The sequence below is a fragment of the Micromonospora sp. MH33 genome (assembly GCF_003013775.1).
GTDB classification, from domain to species: Bacteria; Actinomycetota; Actinomycetes; order Mycobacteriales; family Micromonosporaceae; genus Micromonospora; species Micromonospora fulviviridis.
This window is the reverse complement of the sequence record NZ_MUYZ01000054.1, coordinates 1-16305: the sequence shown is the minus strand read 5'-3', so window position 1 is coordinate 16305 and position 16305 is coordinate 1. Positions and strand designations below refer to the sequence as shown.

The 16305-nt window shown below is 75.0% G+C and carries 16 protein-coding genes and 1 tRNA gene; 4 read left to right on the top strand and 13 right to left on the bottom strand.

Annotated features, from left to right (window positions below):
• The first annotated feature begins 21 nt into the window (after positions 1-21).
• From B0E53_RS11735 to B0E53_RS11725, 3 genes are all read left to right on the top strand, one after another.
• The gene (locus B0E53_RS11735; RefSeq protein WP_107076084.1) at positions 22-822 is read left to right on the top strand and encodes an SGNH/GDSL hydrolase family protein; all 801 of its coding nucleotides are present in this window, start codon (positions 22-24) and stop codon (positions 820-822) included.
• 74 nt (positions 823-896) lie between these two features.
• The gene (locus B0E53_RS11730) at positions 897-2159 is read left to right on the top strand and encodes an acetyl-CoA C-acetyltransferase (RefSeq protein WP_107076083.1); all 1263 of its coding nucleotides are present in this window, start codon (positions 897-899) and stop codon (positions 2157-2159) included.
• A gap of 40 nt (positions 2160-2199) precedes the next feature.
• Positions 2200-3669, top strand: coding sequence for a CYTH and CHAD domain-containing protein (locus tag B0E53_RS11725; RefSeq protein WP_107076082.1), 1470 nt, complete (start codon positions 2200-2202; stop codon positions 3667-3669).
• Positions 3670-3677: 8 nt separating this feature from the next.
• Here the strand turns inward: B0E53_RS11725 and B0E53_RS11720 are convergent, their stop codons facing one another.
• The 4 genes from B0E53_RS11720 to B0E53_RS11705 form a co-directional block, all read right to left on the bottom strand.
• The gene (locus tag B0E53_RS11720; RefSeq protein WP_107076081.1) at positions 3678-3998 is read right to left on the bottom strand and encodes a hypothetical protein; all 321 of its coding nucleotides are present in this window, start codon (positions 3996-3998) and stop codon (positions 3678-3680) included.
• Positions 3999-4110: 112 nt separating this feature from the next.
• Positions 4111-4869, bottom strand: coding sequence for a Bax inhibitor-1/YccA family protein (locus B0E53_RS11715; RefSeq protein ID WP_107076080.1), 759 nt, complete (start codon positions 4867-4869; stop codon positions 4111-4113).
• 127 nt (positions 4870-4996) lie between these two features.
• On the bottom strand, positions 4997-5839 hold the full coding sequence (locus tag B0E53_RS11710) for a Bax inhibitor-1/YccA family protein (RefSeq protein WP_107076079.1): 843 nt from the start codon (positions 5837-5839) through the stop codon (positions 4997-4999).
• A gap of 105 nt (positions 5840-5944) precedes the next feature.
• Positions 5945-6028 (bottom strand) — tRNA-Leu (locus B0E53_RS11705).
• Positions 6029-6119: 91 nt separating this feature from the next.
• Between B0E53_RS11705 and B0E53_RS11700 the strand changes: the two genes are divergently transcribed.
• Positions 6120-7961 (top strand): hypothetical protein, encoded by a 1842-nt coding sequence (locus B0E53_RS11700; protein WP_107076078.1) that lies wholly within the window; start codon positions 6120-6122, stop codon positions 7959-7961.
• Positions 7962-8015: 54 nt separating this feature from the next.
• Here B0E53_RS11700 and B0E53_RS11695 read toward each other — a convergent pair whose 3' ends face one another.
• The 9 genes from B0E53_RS11695 to B0E53_RS11655 form a co-directional block, all read right to left on the bottom strand.
• Positions 8016-9347 carry an NAD(P)/FAD-dependent oxidoreductase gene (locus B0E53_RS11695; protein WP_107076077.1) on the bottom strand — a complete coding sequence of 444 codons (1332 nt, stop codon included), beginning with the start codon at positions 9345-9347 and terminating at the stop codon, positions 8016-8018.
• A 102-nt stretch (positions 9348-9449) separates the two neighbouring features.
• A complete protein-coding gene (locus B0E53_RS11690) occupies positions 9450-10022 on the bottom strand; it encodes a hypothetical protein (RefSeq protein ID WP_107076076.1) in 573 nt (190 codons plus the stop codon).
• 55 nt (positions 10023-10077) lie between these two features.
• Positions 10078-11442, bottom strand: coding sequence for a DUF58 domain-containing protein (locus tag B0E53_RS11685; RefSeq protein WP_107076075.1), 1365 nt, complete (start codon positions 11440-11442; stop codon positions 10078-10080).
• Positions 11442-12449, bottom strand: a complete 1008-nt coding sequence (locus B0E53_RS11680) for a MoxR family ATPase (RefSeq protein ID WP_107076074.1) — start codon at positions 12447-12449, stop codon at positions 11442-11444. Before B0E53_RS11680 ends, B0E53_RS11685 begins: the two co-directional genes overlap by 1 nt.
• Complete coding sequence (locus B0E53_RS11675; protein ID WP_107076073.1) at positions 12449-13030, bottom strand: hypothetical protein; 582 nt, start codon at positions 13028-13030, stop codon at positions 12449-12451. The genes B0E53_RS11680 and B0E53_RS11675 overlap by 1 nt, the downstream gene beginning before the upstream one ends.
• On the bottom strand, positions 13027-13767 hold the full coding sequence (locus B0E53_RS11670) for a DUF4129 domain-containing protein (RefSeq protein ID WP_107076072.1): 741 nt from the start codon (positions 13765-13767) through the stop codon (positions 13027-13029). Before B0E53_RS11670 ends, B0E53_RS11675 begins: the two co-directional genes overlap by 4 nt.
• Before the next feature lie 20 nt (positions 13768-13787).
• The gene (locus B0E53_RS11665) at positions 13788-14501 is read right to left on the bottom strand and encodes a uracil-DNA glycosylase (protein WP_107076071.1); all 714 of its coding nucleotides are present in this window, start codon (positions 14499-14501) and stop codon (positions 13788-13790) included.
• Between the two features lie 19 nt (positions 14502-14520).
• Complete coding sequence (locus B0E53_RS11660; protein WP_107076070.1) at positions 14521-15234, bottom strand: dienelactone hydrolase family protein; 714 nt, start codon at positions 15232-15234, stop codon at positions 14521-14523.
• Positions 15235-15496: 262 nt separating this feature from the next.
• A partial coding sequence (locus B0E53_RS11655) for a hypothetical protein (RefSeq protein WP_107076069.1) occupies positions 15497-16305 on the bottom strand: 809 nt, incomplete at its 5' end.

Below are 16305 nucleotides of genomic sequence, written 5' to 3'. Positions count from 1 at the left end.
GGGAGCTGGGGAGGTGTCGTCATGACCGAGCGTAACGAGCTCGCGGTCCGGCTCGGCCGGGCCGCCGCGCTCTCCCTCCTCGCCGGCACGGTGGGCGGGGCGGCGGTCCTCGCCGGCCAGGCCATCGCCGCCCGCGGCCGGGAGTACGCCCAGCCCGAGCTGGGCCTCGCGCTGCGCGCCACGGTCGGCCGGGCGGACGCCCCGCCGCTGCGGCTGGTGCTGCTCGGCGACTCGTCGGCGCTCGGCGTCGGCGTCGAACGCTTCGAGGAGACCATCGGCGGCCAGCTCGCCCACCTGCTGGCCGAGGGACCCACCGGCCGGCGGGTGCACCTGTCCAGCGTGGGGGTCTCCGGGTCCCGCTCCACCGACCTGGCCACCCAGGTGGCCCGGGCACTGCTCGGCGAGCGGCCCGACGTGGCGGTGATCCTGATCGGGGCGAACGACGCCACCGGGCTGGCCCGTCCGGCCGATGCCGCGGCCTACCTCGGCTCGGCGGTGCGCCGGCTGCGCGAGGCGCACGTCGAGGTGGTCGTGGGCACCTGCCCCGACCTCGGCGCGGTCCGCGCGGTCGCGTCCCCGCTGCGGCAGGTGCTCGGCTGGTCGGGGCGGCGGATGGCGCGCGCCCAGACGGCCGCCGTGCTCGACGCCGGCGGCGGCGTCGTCGACCTGGGCACCGAGACCGGCCCGGTGTTCCGGGCGGATGCCGGCACCCTCTGCCACGACGGCTTCCACCCCTCCGCCGACGGCTACCGGGTCTGGGCGCACGCCCTGCTCCCGGCGGTCGAGGCGGCCGCCGCGGTCGCCTACCGGCACCACCACTGAGCGCCGGCGGGGTGACATTTCCCGCCCGCTGAGCGGCTTCCGCCACAAGTTACCGGCGGGTTAACGTTGGTTTCATGCCGATTGAGTCGCCCCGCGACGCCGTCATCGTCGCCACCGCCCGGTCCCCCATCGGCCGCGCGTTCAAGGGTTCCCTGCGGGAGGTCCGCCCGGACGACCTCGCCGCCACCATCGTCCAGGCCGCCCTCGACAAGGTCCCGGCGCTCGATCCCACCACCATCGACGACCTCTACCTGGGCTGCGGCCTGCCCGGCGGCGAGCAGGGCTTCAACATGGCCCGGGTGGTCGCCACCCTGCTGGGCCTGGACGGCCTGCCCGGCGCCACCCTGACCCGCTACTGCGCCTCCTCGCTGCAGACCACCCGGATGTCGATGCACGCGATCCGGGCGGGCGAGGGCGACGTCTTCATCTCCGCCGGTGTCGAGACCGTATCCCGGTACGCGCGGGGCAACTCGGACACCCTGCCGCCCGAGGCGCAGGCGCTGGTCGGCGGCGGGTGGGAGAACCCGCGGTTCGCGGCGGCGCGCGAGCGCTCGAAGGCCCGGGCCCAGGGCGGCGCCGAGGTGTGGACCGACCCGCGCGAGGACGGCCAGCTCCCCGACATCTACCTGACCATGGGCCAGACGGCGGAGAACCTGGCCCAGGTCCACGACGTCACCCGCGCGGACATGGACGCGTTCGGCGTCCGCAGCCAGAACCTCGCCGAGAAGGCGATCGCGGACGGCTTCTGGGCCCGCGAGATCACCCCGGTCACCACGCCGGACGGCACCGTGGTGAGCACCGACGACGGCCCGCGCCCCGGGGTGACCCTGGAGGCGGTGGCCGGCCTGAAGCCGGTCTTCCGCCCGGACGGCCGGATCACCGCCGGCAACTGCTGCCCGCTCAACGACGGCGCCGCCGCCGTGGTGGTCATGAGCGCCGAGCGGGCGCGGGAACTGGGGCTCACCCCGCTGGCCCGGATCGTCTCCACCGGCGTCACCGCGCTCTCGCCGGAGATCATGGGCCTGGGCCCGGTCGAGGCGTCCAAGCAGGCGCTGAAGCGGGCCGGCATGACCATCGACGACGTCGACCTGGTCGAGATCAACGAGGCGTTCGCCGCCCAGGTGATCCCGTCGTACCGGCAGCTCGGCATCCCGGAGGAGAAGCTGAACGTGATGGGCGGCGCGATCGCCGTCGGCCACCCGTTCGGCATGTCCGGCGCCCGGATCACCGGCACCCTGCTCAACGCGCTGGAGTGGCACGACAAGACCATCGGCCTGGAGACCATGTGCGTGGGCGGCGGCCAGGGCATGGCCATGGTGCTCGAACGCCTGAACTGAGGTCGGTTGACCGGACCAGGAGCCGGGTACGGGAGGCGCCATGGCGACCGTGGTGGAACGCGAGCGCAAGTACTCCGGCGACGAGGGATTCCGGCTGCCCGACCTGACGGGGTGCGGTGGCGTCGCGACGACGTCCGACGCCACCGCCCTCGACCTGGACGCGGTCTACTGGGACACCGCCGACCTCCGGCTGGCGCGCAGCGGCTACGCGCTGCGGCGGCGGACCGGCGGGCACGACGCGGGCTGGCACCTCAAGGTGGGCGCGGTCGGCGGCGCGCGCACCGAGCACCAGTTCCCGGCCGGGCCGGAGGACGCCGACCCGCCGGCCGAACTGGTCGCGCTCTTCCGGGGCGCCTCCCGGGGCCGGCCGGTCGCCCCGGCCGCGCGGGTCGTCACCCGCCGCCGGGAACGCCGCCTGCTGGACGCGGCGGGCCGCACGCTGGCCGAGGTGGCCGAGGACGACGTACGGGCCGAGGACCTGGTCGGCGGCGAGCGGCAGACCTGGCACGAGATCGAGGTCGAGCTGGTCGACGGCGACGAGGCGCTGCTCGACGCGATCGACGACCGGCTGCGCGCCGCCGGTGCCCGGACGGTTCCGGTCTCGAAGTCGCACCGCGCCCTGGGCGGCCGGCTCGCCGCCACCCGGCCGGCGCCCCCCGATCCGGCGGCCGCGCCCGTGGTCGACTACCTCACCGCCCAGCGCGACACGCTGATCGGCCACCACGCCGGCGCGCTCGGCGGCGACGAGGACGCCGTGCACGACATGCGGGTGGCCGTCCGCCGGCTCCGCTCCACGCTGCGGACCTTCCGGGGGCTGTGGGACCGCGCGGAGAGCGAGAGCGTACGGGCGGAACTGCGCTGGCTGGGCGGGCAGCTCGGGCCGGTCCGGGACGTCCAGGTGATGGCCGCCCGGCTGGCCGACGCGGTCCACGCGGAACCGGACGAGCTGGTGCTCGGCCCGGTCCCGGCCCGGTTCGCCGAGCGGTTCGCCGCCGACCTGGCCACCGCCCTCGACGGGCTGCGCGCCGCGCTCGGCTCCGACCGCTACACCGACCTGTTGCGCCGGCTGGACGCGCTGGTGGAGGGGCCGACCGTGCGCGCCGTACGGCCCCGCTGGGTGTCCCGGCGGGTGCGCCGCGCGGTGACCCGCTTCGACGAGCGGCTGGACCGGGCGCTGGCCGACGGCGGACACGACGACACCGCGCTGCACGAGGCGCGCAAGGCGGGCAAGCGGGCCCGGTACGCCGTCGAGGTGCGCCGGCCGGGCGCGAAGCTGGTGGACCGGCTCAAGGACCTCCAGGACGCGCTCGGTGCGCACCAGGACTCGGTGGTGACCCGGGAGGTGCTGCGCGAGCAGGCGCTGCGGGCGTACGCCGACGGCGAGAACACCTTCACCTACGGCCTGCTGTACGCCCGGCAGGCCGCGGTGGCCGACCGGGCCGGGCCGGCGCTGGCCCGGGCGCGGGACCGGGCCCGCCGCCGGAAGGTGCGGCGCTGGCTGAAGGGCTGATCAGCCGGCTACAGCGCGGACCGGGTCCGGGCGACCGCGTCGGCCGCCCCGGCCAGCACCGGCTCCGGCGCGCCGGCCGCCAGCAGGTCGGCGGTGACCACCCGGAGCTGGTCGGGCAGGGCCAGGTCGGTGGGGAGCCGGGGCACCTCGCGGCGCGGCTCCCCCTCCGCGTCGGCCGCCAGGTTGGCGATCTCCTGGACCAGCTTGTGCACCAGGTCGGCCCGGGACACGTTGCCGCCCTCGGCCGCCGCCGACCAGCGCGGCTGCTCCCAGTGCCCGACCTGTCGGACCAGCAGTGTCACCGCCCGGTCCAGTTCCGCTGCGCTCATCGCCGCCGAGTCTACGACGGCTCCAGGTCCCGGCGGCAGACCGGACCGGAGCGCCGCCTGGCGGCGCGGAGGCCGAATCATGGCCGCCAGCCGAGCTGGAGTTGTCGTACGGTCAGCGGCGGACGTAGCTGAGCAGGCGGAGGATCTGCCAGTACAGGAAGATCAGCCCCACCAGCAGGCCGAAGGCGCAGAACCAGGCGTACCGGCGGGGCAGGCCGTTGCGGGCCGACCGTTCGACCAGGTCGAAGTCGAGGACGAAGCTGAGCGCCCCGGCGATGATGGCCACCACCGAGAAGAGGTACGGCAGCCAGCCGACCCGCCCGGTGAGGCTGTAGACCGCCACGCCCTGCCGCCCGCTGACCAGGTAGGTGACCAGGTTGACCAGGCCGATCGCCACGATGCCGATGAGCGTGCCGAGCACCAGCCGGGCCAGCCGCGGGGTGGCCCGGATCAGCCGGGCCCGGTAGAGCAGCGCCATGCCGAGGAAGACCCCGAAGGTGCCGACCACCGCCTGCACCACGATGCCCGGGTAGACCAGTTCGAAGGCGCGGCTGGCCACCCCGAGCAGCAGGCCCTGGAGCACCGCGTAGCCGGCGATGAGCGGCGGGTTGGTGATCTGCTTCAGCGAGATGACCAGCACCAGCGCGAGACTGGCCAGGGCGCTGCCGGCCAGCGCCGCGGAGATCCAGACCGCCTGCGGCACCAGCGCCCAGGCCACCGCCGCGGTGACGCCGGTGAGCAGCAGCAGCCCGACCGTCCGGCTGACCACGTCGGCCACCGTCATCGTGTCGGCGGCTCCCGCACCGAGCACCTGACGCTCGGTCCGGCCGACGTCGTCCAGCCGGTCCAGCACCGGGTTGGCACTGCGCACCGCGACCTCCTCGCGCCGACGTACCCCGGCTCCCACTCTGCCCCGGGCGGCCCGGCGGCGACGGGGAAACGACGACGCCCGCCGCCGCGGGCGCGGCAGGCGGGCGTCGCAGGTGGGACGGGGTCGGTCAGTCGTCGCCCTGGAAGTAGCTGAGCAGCCGGAGGATCTCCAGGTAGAGCCAGACCAGGCCGACCACGATGCCGAACGCGGCCGTCCAGGAGTAGCGCTGCGGGAGCCCCATCCGGACGCCCTCCTCGATCTCCGCGAAGTTGAGCACGAAGCTCAGCGCGGCGACCACGATGCAGACCAGGCTGAACCCGATGGCCAGCGGGCTGCCGTCGCGGAGGTGGGTGTTGACGCCGAAGAGCGCGAGCACCAGGTTGATCAGCATGACGCCGAAAAGGCCCGCGATGATCGCCACCATGATCCGGGCGAACTTCGGGGTGGCCCGGATGATCCGCGCCTTGTAGATCATCGCCATCAGGAAGAAGACGCCGAAGGTGGCGACCACGGCCTGGAGCACGATGCCGTCGTAGAGCGTGTCGAAGGTCTTGCTGACCATGCCGACGAAGACGCCCTCGACGATCGAGTACGCCACCACGAGCGCCGGGTTGGCCATCCGGGAGAACGAGATGATCAGGCCGAGGACCAGGCCGACCACCGCGGCGCCGATCCAGGCGACGCCGGTCAGGGCGTCCGGCACGAGCACCCAGGCCGCGGCGGCCGAGGCGCCGAGGATGCCGAGCATCAGCACCGTCTTGACGACCACGTCGTCGAGGGTCATCGCGGTCACGGTGGGCGGGGCCGCCGGGTAGCCGGGGGCCCCCGGGTACGGCTGCTGCTGCGGGTACGGCTGGTACTGCTGGGGATATCCGGGCTGACCGTACGGCCCGGGCTGGGCGTACCCGGCCGCCCGCTCCCGCTCAGCCGCCTGGCCGAGCCGGGCGAGCACCGGGTTCGAGGACTTCACTTCTCAGGCCTCCCTCAGGGGGTCGATGCACGTGAACGTGCCTCTCCAGGGTAAACGGGGTGGCAACGCCGCGCGCCGCGCGAAGCTGTGGGAAAGCTGAGAGTCTGGTGCCCGGGGCGGGGGTCGAACCCGCACGCCTTGCGGCAGCCGCTTTTAAGGCGGCCGTGTCTGCCGTTCCACCACCCGGGCGGGTGAGCACCGGCGCGCCGACACGCGGCGGTGCAGGTCTCACCGTAGCTGCTGCGCCGCGGCCCGGCGTACCCCGAGGGGCCCGGCCGATATGGTCGAGGCCGTGACCAGCGCCGCCCGCACGGCCCCCGGGCCCGACCCCGACCAGGCACTCCGCCTCGACCCGGCACCCCGCCCGGGCCGGGCGGCCCGGCTGCTGGCCGCCGGCCGCCGGCACCGCGCGGACCTGCTGGCCGGGCTGCTCTTCGCCGTGCTCGCCGGCTGGCTCACCCACGGGCTGTGGCCGGCGCCCGGGCAGCGGGTGCTCGCCCTCAACCCGGCCGACCAGACCCTCTACGAGTGGTTCCTGGCCGTCGACTCGCGCGCCCTGTTCGGCGACTTCGGCCTGATCACCGACCGGCTCAACGCGCCGGACGGGGTCAACCTCATGACCAACACCACGGTCATCGCGCTCGGCGTGCTGCTCGCCCCGGTCACCCTCGTCCTCGGGGCGCCGGTCACCTTCGCCCTGCTGGCCGCGGCCAACCTGGCCGGCACGGCGCTGGCCTGGTACCTGCTGCTCACCCGGACGCTGCGGGCCCGCCGGCTCGCCGCCGGGCTCGGCGCGGCGCTCTGCGGCTTCGGCCCGGGCATGGTCTCGCAGAGCAACGCCCACCTGCACATGACCGCCCAGTGGCTGGTCCCGGTGATCGTCTGGCTGGTGGTCCGGCTGCTCCGGGCCGCCGACCCGGCCGGCCGCCCGGACGGCCCGGACCGCCGCCGGCTGGCCACCTCGTCGCTCGGGCTAGCCGTCACCGTCACCCTCCAGGTGTTCATGGGCGAGGAGGTGCTCTTCCTCACCGCGCTCACCCTGCTGGTCATGGCCGTCGCGTACGGGCTGGCCGACCGGGCGCTGCTGCGCCGGGCGCTGCCCGGCTTCGCCGGTGGGCTGATGTGCGCCGCCGGGCTGACCCTGTTCGTGCTGGCGTACCCGCTGTGGCACCAGTTCGCGGGGCCGCAGGGCGTCTCGGACGGGATGTTCAGCCCGCACTACTTCTCCGCGGACCTGACCAGCTGGACCCGGCTCTCCGCGCTGTCCGTGCTGGGCGGCGACGACGCGGTCCGCCTGACCACCGGCCCGGCCGAGTTCAACACCTTCCTGGGCTGGCCGTTGCTGCTGGTCGCCGTCGGCTGCGCGCTCTGGCTGGGCCGGCGCGCCCTGGTGGTCGCCTGTTTCGCGGGGGCGCTGGTCATGGCGGCGCTCTCCCTCGGCCCCGAGGTGGTCGTCGGCGGGGAGCGGACCGGGGTGCCCGGCCCGTACGCCCTGCTCGCCGGGTTGCCGGTGGTGGACGGCGCGCTGCCGATGCGGTTCGGCCTGGTGGTGCTGCCGCTGGTCGGGACGGTGCTCACCCTGGCCGTGCACCGGGCGCTCGGCGAGCGGGGGCGGGCCCGCCGGCTGGTCCCCCTCGCGGTCGGCGCGGCCCTGCTCAGCGTCTTCCCCGCGCCGCTGCCCACCACCGACCGGCCGCCGCTGCCCCGGTTCGTCACCGGCGGGCACTGGCGGGAGTGCGTACGCCCCGGCGGGGTGCTGGTGCCGGTGCCCACGGCCACCCCGAAGGACCCGTGGCCGATGCGCTGGGGCACCGCGGCCGACGCCGCGTTCGGCATGCCGGAGGGTTTCTTCATCGGCCCGTACGGCCGCAACGGCTCGGCCACCATGGGCACCTGGCAACGGCCGACCTCCGCCCTGCTGGCCGATGTGGCCAGGCGGGGGGTGGCGCCGGCCGTCGGCGACCGGCAGCGCCGGCAGGCCGCCCGGGACATCGAGTTCTGGGGCGCCTCCTGCGTCGCGCTGACCGACGACGCGCCGCACGCGGAGACGCTGCGCCGGACCCTGGAACAGCTCTTCGGGCCGGGCACCCGCATCGCCGACGCCTGGACCTGGCGGTTCTGAGCCCGGAAACGGCGAAGGGCCCCTCCCGTACGGGAAGGGCCCTTTCCGGTTGTCTCAGACGCGCGCGCCGACCGGCGGCGCGGACGCCTCGGCGAACTCCTCGCGCGGGTCGTGCAGCTGGCCCAGGGCGACCACCTCGCGCTTGAGGAAGAACGCCAGCGTCCAGTCGACGACGACCCGGACCTTGCGGTTGAACGACGGGATCCGCGACATGTGGTACGTCCGGTGCATGAACCAGGCCGGCCAGCCGGTCATCTTCACGCCGTAGACCTGCGCCACGCCCTTGTGCAGGCCGAGGCTGGCCACGCTGCCCGCGTGCTTGTGCTTGTAGTTGACCGGCTCGCGCCCGCGGATCACGTTCGCGATGTTGTCGGCCATCCGGGCGGCCTGCCGGACCGCGTGCTGCGCGCTCGGCGAGCAGAAGTTGCCCGGCTCCTCGGTCAGGTCCGGCACCGCGGCGCAGTCGCCGGCGCTCCACGCGCCCTCGACCACCCGGTCACCGTCCACGATCTGGAGGGTGGGCAGGCAGGTGACCCGGCGCCGCTCGTCGCGCGGGAAGTCGGTCGCGTCCAGCATCGGCGACGGCTTGACGCCGGCCGTCCAGACGATCGTGTCGGACGGGAAGCTGGACCCGTCGGAGAGCTTCGCGACCCCGTCGACGCAGGACTCCAGCCGGGTGTCCAGCCGGATGTCCATGTTCCGCTTGAGCAGCTGCTGCACCGTGTAGGCGCCCATGTCCCGGTCGACCTCGGGCAGCACCCGCTGGGTGGCTTCGACCAGCACCCAGCGCATGTCCTCCGGCTTCAGCTCCGGGTAGTAGCGCAGCGCGTCCCGGGCCATGTCCTCCATCTCGGCGAGCGCCTCGATGCCGGCGTAGCCGCCGCCCACGAAGACGAACGTCAGCGCGCGGCTGCGAACCTCGGGATCGGTGGTGGCGGCCGCCACGTCGAGCCGGTCCAGCACGTGGTTGCGCAGGAAGATGGCCTCACCGATGGTTTTGAACCCGATGCCGTGTTCGTGCAGGCCGGGGATCGGCAGGGTGCGGGAGACCGATCCGGGGGCGACCACCACGTGGTCGTACTGGATCTCCCGGGTCGGGCCGCTGATCGGCTGCACGACGGCGGTCCTGCGGTCGTGGTCGATCCGGGTGACCGTGCCGGCCACGACCTTGCACTTACGCAACTCCCGCCGCAACGGCACCACAGCGTGCCGCGGGGAGATGTTGCCCGCCGAAGCCTCCGGGAGGAACGGCTGGTAGGTCATGTGCGGCTGCGGGTCGACGACGATGACCTCGGCCTCACGGGAGCTCAGCTTCTTGGACAGGCGCAGAGCGGCGTACAGGCCCACGTGCCCGGCACCCACGACAAGGATCCGCTTCGGATTCACGTCATCTATCTTTCCCCGGGGGCCTCGGCTAATCCCGTTCGAGACCCCCTTCTGTGACGGAGCACAACCCCTGTGACCTGCGCAACTTTCCGCGCCGTCCCGCTATTTGCGACGCAGGAGCCAGGCCAGGAGGCCGCTGAGGCCCACGGCGACCAGCAGGCCGGCCACCGTCGCCGCCTGCGAGCCGGCGTCCCCGCCGGCCCCGCCGAGCGAGGCCAGCACGATGCCGAGCACGGCGCCGGCCAGCACCACCCCGCCGGCCCGGGCCAGCCAGCGCAGCACCAGGTCGGGGTCGACCACCGCGTCGTACGGCAACAGCGCGGCCAAGGCGCAGAGGGTGTGCGCCAGGTAGAGCAGGGTGGCCACGGCGAGCAGCCGCCACAGCGCCGGCGGCCGGTCGAAGCCGAGCGTGGCGAGCAGCCAGCCGCCGACGGTCACCAGCGCGGCGAAGGTCGGCCAGATCCGGCGCGGACCCACCGCCGGCAGCACCGCCACCACCGTGAGGGCCAGCAGCGACCGTGGGGTGAACGCCTGCGCCGGGTACGCGACCAGGAAGCCGACCAGCACCGCGAGGAAGATGCCGGCCCGCACCAGCAGCGGCGTGGGGCTGATCCGCCCCAGCGCGTACCGGAGCGCCCGCACCCGCTCGGTCATCCCCTCGACGAGGTCGTTCATCTGAGCCACTCTTCGTTCGCGACCACGGGACTCCGCCTCGCTGCGTTCCTCGCGCTCACCGCATACCCGCCCTGGGGGCCGTCGCCAGGCGGGCCACATCCCGCAGCACCTGGTCGAGGCTGCCGGCGCCGGCCCAACGCACCACCGGCACGCCGTGCTCGCGGAGCTGACCGATCATCGTGTCCCGGTCCAGCCGCCACAGCCGGTAGGCCACCTCGGCCCAGCCCCGGTCCTTCGGCACCGGCAGCTCGGCCGGCAGGGTGTCCACCGCGACCACGAACCGCCCGCCCCGGGCCATCCGGGCCAGCATCTGCGCCGACCGCTCGTCCAGCAGCGGGGTGAGCACCACCACGAGCGCGTCCGAGGAGAGCAGCTGCGGGCCGAAGACCTGGTCGTACGGCTCGTGCGGGGAGGACTCGGCCCTGACGTCGAGCAGCCACTCCAGCACGGTCAGGTACTGCCGCCGGCCGGTGGCCGGGCGCAGCCGGCGGGCGGCCGGACCGTATTCCAGCAGCGCCACCCGGTCTCCCCGGTGCAGGTAGTGCTCGGCGATCGCGGCGGCCGCCCGGACGGTGGTGTCCAACACCGACGCCGGGCCGCGTACGCCGCCGGAGCGGCCCGCCTCGGCCAGCACGTCGAGCAGCACCACCACCTCGGCGTCCCGGTCCGAGAGGGTGGCCGCCACGTGCAGCTGGCGGGCCCGCAGCGAGACCCGCCAGTCGATCCGGCGCAGCCGGTCCCCCGGCGCGAAGACGCGGACCCCGGCCAGCTCGCCGCCCTCCCCCGGCCGGCGCGAGTGGTGGGCCCCGACCAGCCCGGCGGCCCGGGGCATCGCCTCCACCGCATCGAACGGCTCGGTCATCGGGTAGACCCGCGTCCGGACCGCGTCGGTGACCACGGCCCGCGACACCAGTAGCCCGTCCGCGGCGGCTACCCGGGCGCCGGCCGGGCCGATCGGGTGCCGCCCCCAGCGCAGCGCCGTCCCGGTCAGCTCCAGGTCGACGGCCGAGCCGGACGGCACCGAGGTCACGAAGGGCCGGTCGGCGCCGCCGGAGCGGCTCACGTCCACCCCGGTCCCGCCGAAGCCGACCTTCTCCACCCGCAGCCAGCGCGACATGCGGGTCCGCACCACCGCCACGTCGTAGGAGACGGCGTCCGGATTGGCCACGGCCACCGTGGCGGCCATCGGCGCGCCCTCGACCAGGTGCGTGTCCCCGGCGCCGATCTCCAGCTCGGGCAGCGCGGTGGGCCGGCGGCGCAGCGCGTACGCGGTGCCCAGCGCGAACGGCGTGGCCAGCACGACCAGGTCGATCCGGCCGAGCAGCACCGCCGCGACCAGCAGCAGGCCGGTGAGCAGCACGGCCCGGCCGAGCGCCCAGGTGGGGGCCCAGCCGCTCGCCGGTTCCTGACGGTCGGTCATCAGCGCCCGGCGGGTCCGGCCGCGTAGCTGGGCAGCGCGCCGCTGGCCGGGGCGGGCGTGGACTCCAGCACCTCACCGACCACGAAGGACGGATCGACCCGGCGCAGCCACATCTCCGGCCGCAACGTGATCCGGTGCGCCAGCGCGGGCACCGCCACCGCCTTGACGTCCTCCGGCACCACGTAGTCGCGGTTGGTGAGCACCGCGCGTACCCGGGACAGCAGCAGCAGCGCCAGCGAGCCGCGCGGCGAGGCGCCGACCAGCGCGGACGGATGCTCGCGGGTGGCCGCGGTCAGCGCGACGATGTACCGGCCGATCGAGTCCTCGACGACCACGTCCTCCAGCGCGGCCTGCATGGCGCGCAGCGTGCCGGCGTCCACCACCGGCTTGATCTCGGCCTCCTCGCGGCGGCGGGCGATCCGCCGTTGCAGCACCTCCCACTCCTCGTCGTGGTTCGGGTAGCCGAACGAGACGCGGAGCAGGAACCGGTCGAGCTGCGCCTCGGGCAGCGGGTAGGTGCCCTCGTACTCGATCGGGTTGGCGGTGGCGAGCACGTGGAACGGCTCGTCCAGCCGGTAGGTGACGCCCTCCACCGAGACCTGCTTCTCCTGCATCGCCTCCAGCAGCGCGGACTGGGTCTTCGGCGGCGTCCGGTTGATCTCGTCGGCGAGCAGCAGGTTGGTGAAGACCGGGCCGGCGCGGAACGAGAAGTCACCGCTGCGCTGGTCGTAGAGGAAGGAGCCGGTGACGTCGGCGGGGAGCAGGTCCGGGGTGAACTGGAGGCGCCGGAAGTCCAGCCCCAGGGCCTGCGCGAACGAGCGCGCGGTGAGCGTCTTGCCCAGGCCGGGCAGGTCCTCCAGCAGCACGTGGCCGCCGGCCAGGATGCCGGCCAGAACCAGCTCCAGCGCCTCCCGCTTGCCGACCACGACGGTGCCGACCGCGTCCAGCACCGCGCGGGCCAGCCGGCCGACCTCGGCGGGGGGCATGCTCCGGTCCACGTCGTTCATCACAGCTTCTCCAGTTCGGCGACGATCGCCGCGAGGTCGCGCGGCGACGGGGGGCGGCGGGCGGGGGTGTCGAGGAACGTCCACAGCCGATCGCCCAGCAGGGCGCGGGCACGGGCCGGATCGGACTCACGGGTGACACCGTGCTTCTGGCGCAGCCGCTCGTCGGCCAGCTCGCCGAGGCGGGGCAACACCCGCTCGGTGAACCGTTCCCGGTTGTCGGAGCACCAGTCCAGCGGGCGTTCCCACCCGTTGATCGCGGCGCGCAGCGCGTCCCGGGCGGACCAGTTCCAGGTGCCGGGCTCCTCACCGGCCGGGGCGCGGCCGCCGGCCCGGGGCGGCGGCGGGGGCGACAGCGCGGCGGTGACCCGGCGGACGGCGAGCACGGCGAGCACGCCCGCAACGATGATCCAGAGCGAGACCTGGAGACCGACCGCGCGCAGCCCGACGACGACCACCACCACGATCGCGGCGGTGACGGCGAGGGTCCGCAGCACCCAGCGCGCCCGCCCGCCGCCCGTCCGGCGCGCCTCCTCGGCGGGCTCCTCGGCGAACGAGAGCAGGTCGTCGATGCTCGTGCTCATGCCGTCGCCTCGGGAACTTCGGTCATGGTGGTCAGCTCGCCGCGCAGCCGGCGCAGGGCGGCCCGGGCCTGGTCGCGCATCCGCTCGTCGACGGTGTGGGTGGCGTACCGCGCCTCGCGGTAGACGTGCGCGAAGCCGTCCAGCACGTCGGCGCTGGCGATGGCCGGGACGCCGGCCGCCGGGTCGCCGCGCAGCAGCCGGCTGACCAGGTCGGTGGGGGTGTCCCCGGCGCGCCGGGGCACGCCGGCCTCGTCGGCGGCCTCCTCCAGCCGGACCCAGCAGGCGATCACCGCGGTGCGCGGGTCGGTGGACCGGTCGTCCAACTCCTCCAGGCCGGCGTCCAGCGCGGCCACCACCTCGCGGGCGGTGCCCTCGGCGGTACGCCGTACCCGCTGGGTGGGCACCGCACGGGTGGTCCGGCGCAGCGCCCCGCCCAGCACGGTCCAGAGCACGTACCCGACGACGGCGAGCACGGCCGCCCCGAGCAGCACGATGGCGCCGGTGGCGAGCCAGCCCGGGATGCCACCCGAGGTGGGCGGGCCGAACTCGCGCGGCTCGACGGTGATCGAGGGTGCGGCCTCGGCGGAGGGGTAGTCCGGCACGTACGGGATGTTGTCGGCGGCGGGCGGGATCCGGCTCGCCCCGATGGTGGAGTGCCCGGCGGCGAGCGCGGCGACGGCGAGCAGCAGGATCACCGCCGCGACCGGCCACCACCTGCGCAGCACGCCGAGGTCCATCCCACCGCCCCACGCATTCCTCAGTCCACCCCGGCCAGGTCCTTCGCCCGGGCGAACACGTCGTCCAACATCGCTGGTGTCAGCCGCCCGGTGAACGTGTTCTGCTGGCTGACGTGGTAACAGCCGAGCAGCGCCGGTGCGGACGTGCCGGACCAGTGTGCCCCATGGCCGAAGGCCGGGCGCGGAGTGGGCGGGCGCTGCCCGTACACGTGGCGCAGCACCGGCCACCACGCGGCCCAGGCGAACGCGCCCAGGGCGACCACGACGCGCAGGGTGGGCCGGATCAGCGCGACCTCGCGGTGCAGCCACGGCGCGCAGGTGTCCCGCTCGGCGGGGGTGGGCTTGTTGTCCGGCGGCGCGCAGCGCACGGCGGCGAAGATGCGGGTGTCCCGCAGGGCGAGGCCGTCGTCGGCGGACACGCTGGTCGCCTGGTTGGCCAGCCCGGCCCGGTGCAGCGCGGCGAAGAGCACGTCGCCGGAGCGGTCCCCGGTGAAGATCCGGCCGGTGCGGTTGCCGCCGTGCGCGGCCGGCGCCAGCCCGAGGATGCCGATCCGCGCGTCGGGCGGGCCGAAGCCGGGCACCGGCCGCCCCCAGTAGTCCTGGTCGCGGAAGGCCGCCCGCTTGACCCGGGCGACCTCCTCCCGCCAGGCGACCAGCCGCGGGCAGGCGAAGCAGTTGCTCACGGCCCCGTCGAGGTCGGCCAGGTCGGTCGCCCGCGCGGCGCGGGCGACCACCTCGGCGGGGGTACGCGGCTCAGCCAAGCTTCGCCCGGAAGAGTTCCAGCGTGCGGGCCCAGGCGGTGGCGGCGGCCCGCTGGTCGAAGTGCTCCGGCCGGTCCTCGTTGAAGAACGCGTGGGCGGTGCCCGGGTAGTCGTAGGTCTGGCAGGAGCCGCCCGCCGCCTCGATGGCCCGGCGCACGCTCTGCACCCCGTCGGCGGCGGAGAGGCCGTCCGCCTCGGAGCAGTGGACGAGCGCGGCCTTGCCGGCGTAGCCGGCCCAGTCGGTGCGGCCCGCGTTGTCTGTCGCGCCAGCGGCCATGCCCTCCCAGGGCAGCCGCGGGTAGAAGCCGGCGGTGGCGACGATCCGCTCGGAGAACGTGCCGGACCAGAGCGCCAGGCTGGCACCGGCGCAGAACCCGGCGCAGCCCACCTTGCCGGCGACCTCGGGCCGGTCGGCGAGGTATTCGGCGGCGGCCGCGATGTCGCTCGCCGCCTCGTCCATCTGGGTGCTGTTCAGCATCTGCCGGGGCTCACTCGGCTTGCTCGCCGGGCCGCCGTGCCGGAAGTCGGGCGCGAGGGCGACGAAGCCGGCCTCCGCGAAGCGGTCCACCACGGCCCGGACGTGGGGCACCAGGCCCCACCAGTCCTGGATGACGATGACCGCCGGGCTGGCCGCACCGCCGGAGGGTATCGCGAGATACCCCTCGCTCGTCCCCCCGTTGCCGGTGAAGCTCACCATCTCGCCCATGGTCCCGTCCTCCTAGCGGTCAGTCATCGTTGGCTGGTCGCACAGTGGGTGTTACGTGCGGGTAGCGTGCCACGCGCTCACCGGCCCGGGGAAGACGAAAGAACAGTGGCATTCACCTCCTGTTCGCCTCCCGGACCGGTCCGTCACCGCCGCCGGGCCCGGCCGGCGGGCCGTCGCCCGCTCCCGTGCTCCCCGCGGCCCTCCACCGTGGACACGCCCAGAGGGCGCCCACCGTTCGGCGGGCGCCCCTGGGAGGTCGGCTTCAGCGGGTCGGCGCGGGCGTCGGCGTGCTCTCACCGGGCACGGCCGACGGGCTCAGGGGTGGCGCGGGGGTGGCGCTCCCGCTCGGCGCCGGGGCCACGCTCGCGCTGGGCGCCGGGGCGACGCTCGCGCCCGGTGCCGGCGGGGCGCTCAGGGACGGCGCGGCCGGTGCCGGCGGCCCGAAGGGCGCCCGGTCGGGGCAGTACGGGTAGGCGTTGCGCGGCGCGGGCACGTTGCCGCTCGCGTCCAGGCAGCTCGGCCAGCCGAGCCGGATCGGCACGCCGTTCTGGTCGAAGAGCTGGGCGTTGCGGACCAGCCGCCCCTCCTGGTCGTAGACGAAGACGTCCTCGATCCGGTCGTACCGGCGGTCCACCGACACCTCCTGGTAGCTGGCGAACTGGTCGGAGCTGGCGTGCTGGTCGACGTTGACCAGCATCGCGAACGAGAAGATCAGGAACGCCGCGGTGCCCAGTCGCAGCAACCGCCGCGGCCAGCCCCGGAGGCCGGGAGCGCGCCGGCCCAGCCAGACCGAGGCGAGGACCGTGCCGGCGAGCAGGAACAGGCCGGCCAGCACGCTGCCGTCGAGCCGGGGAAGCAACCCGGACGGCTCCTGGAGCACCACGGAGATCACCAGCGCCGCGAGCCAGCCGCGCAGCAGCCACCAGGCCGGACGCAGCGGACGGAGGAACCCGCTCACCGAGGACTGGCCGAGCAGCGGGCCGAGCTGGGTGTCGAGCGCGCGGAGCTGGGTGCCGGCGCGCGCCTGCGCGGCGGCGAGTCGCCGGCCCCGCCGCCCCGGTCTGGCTCCCG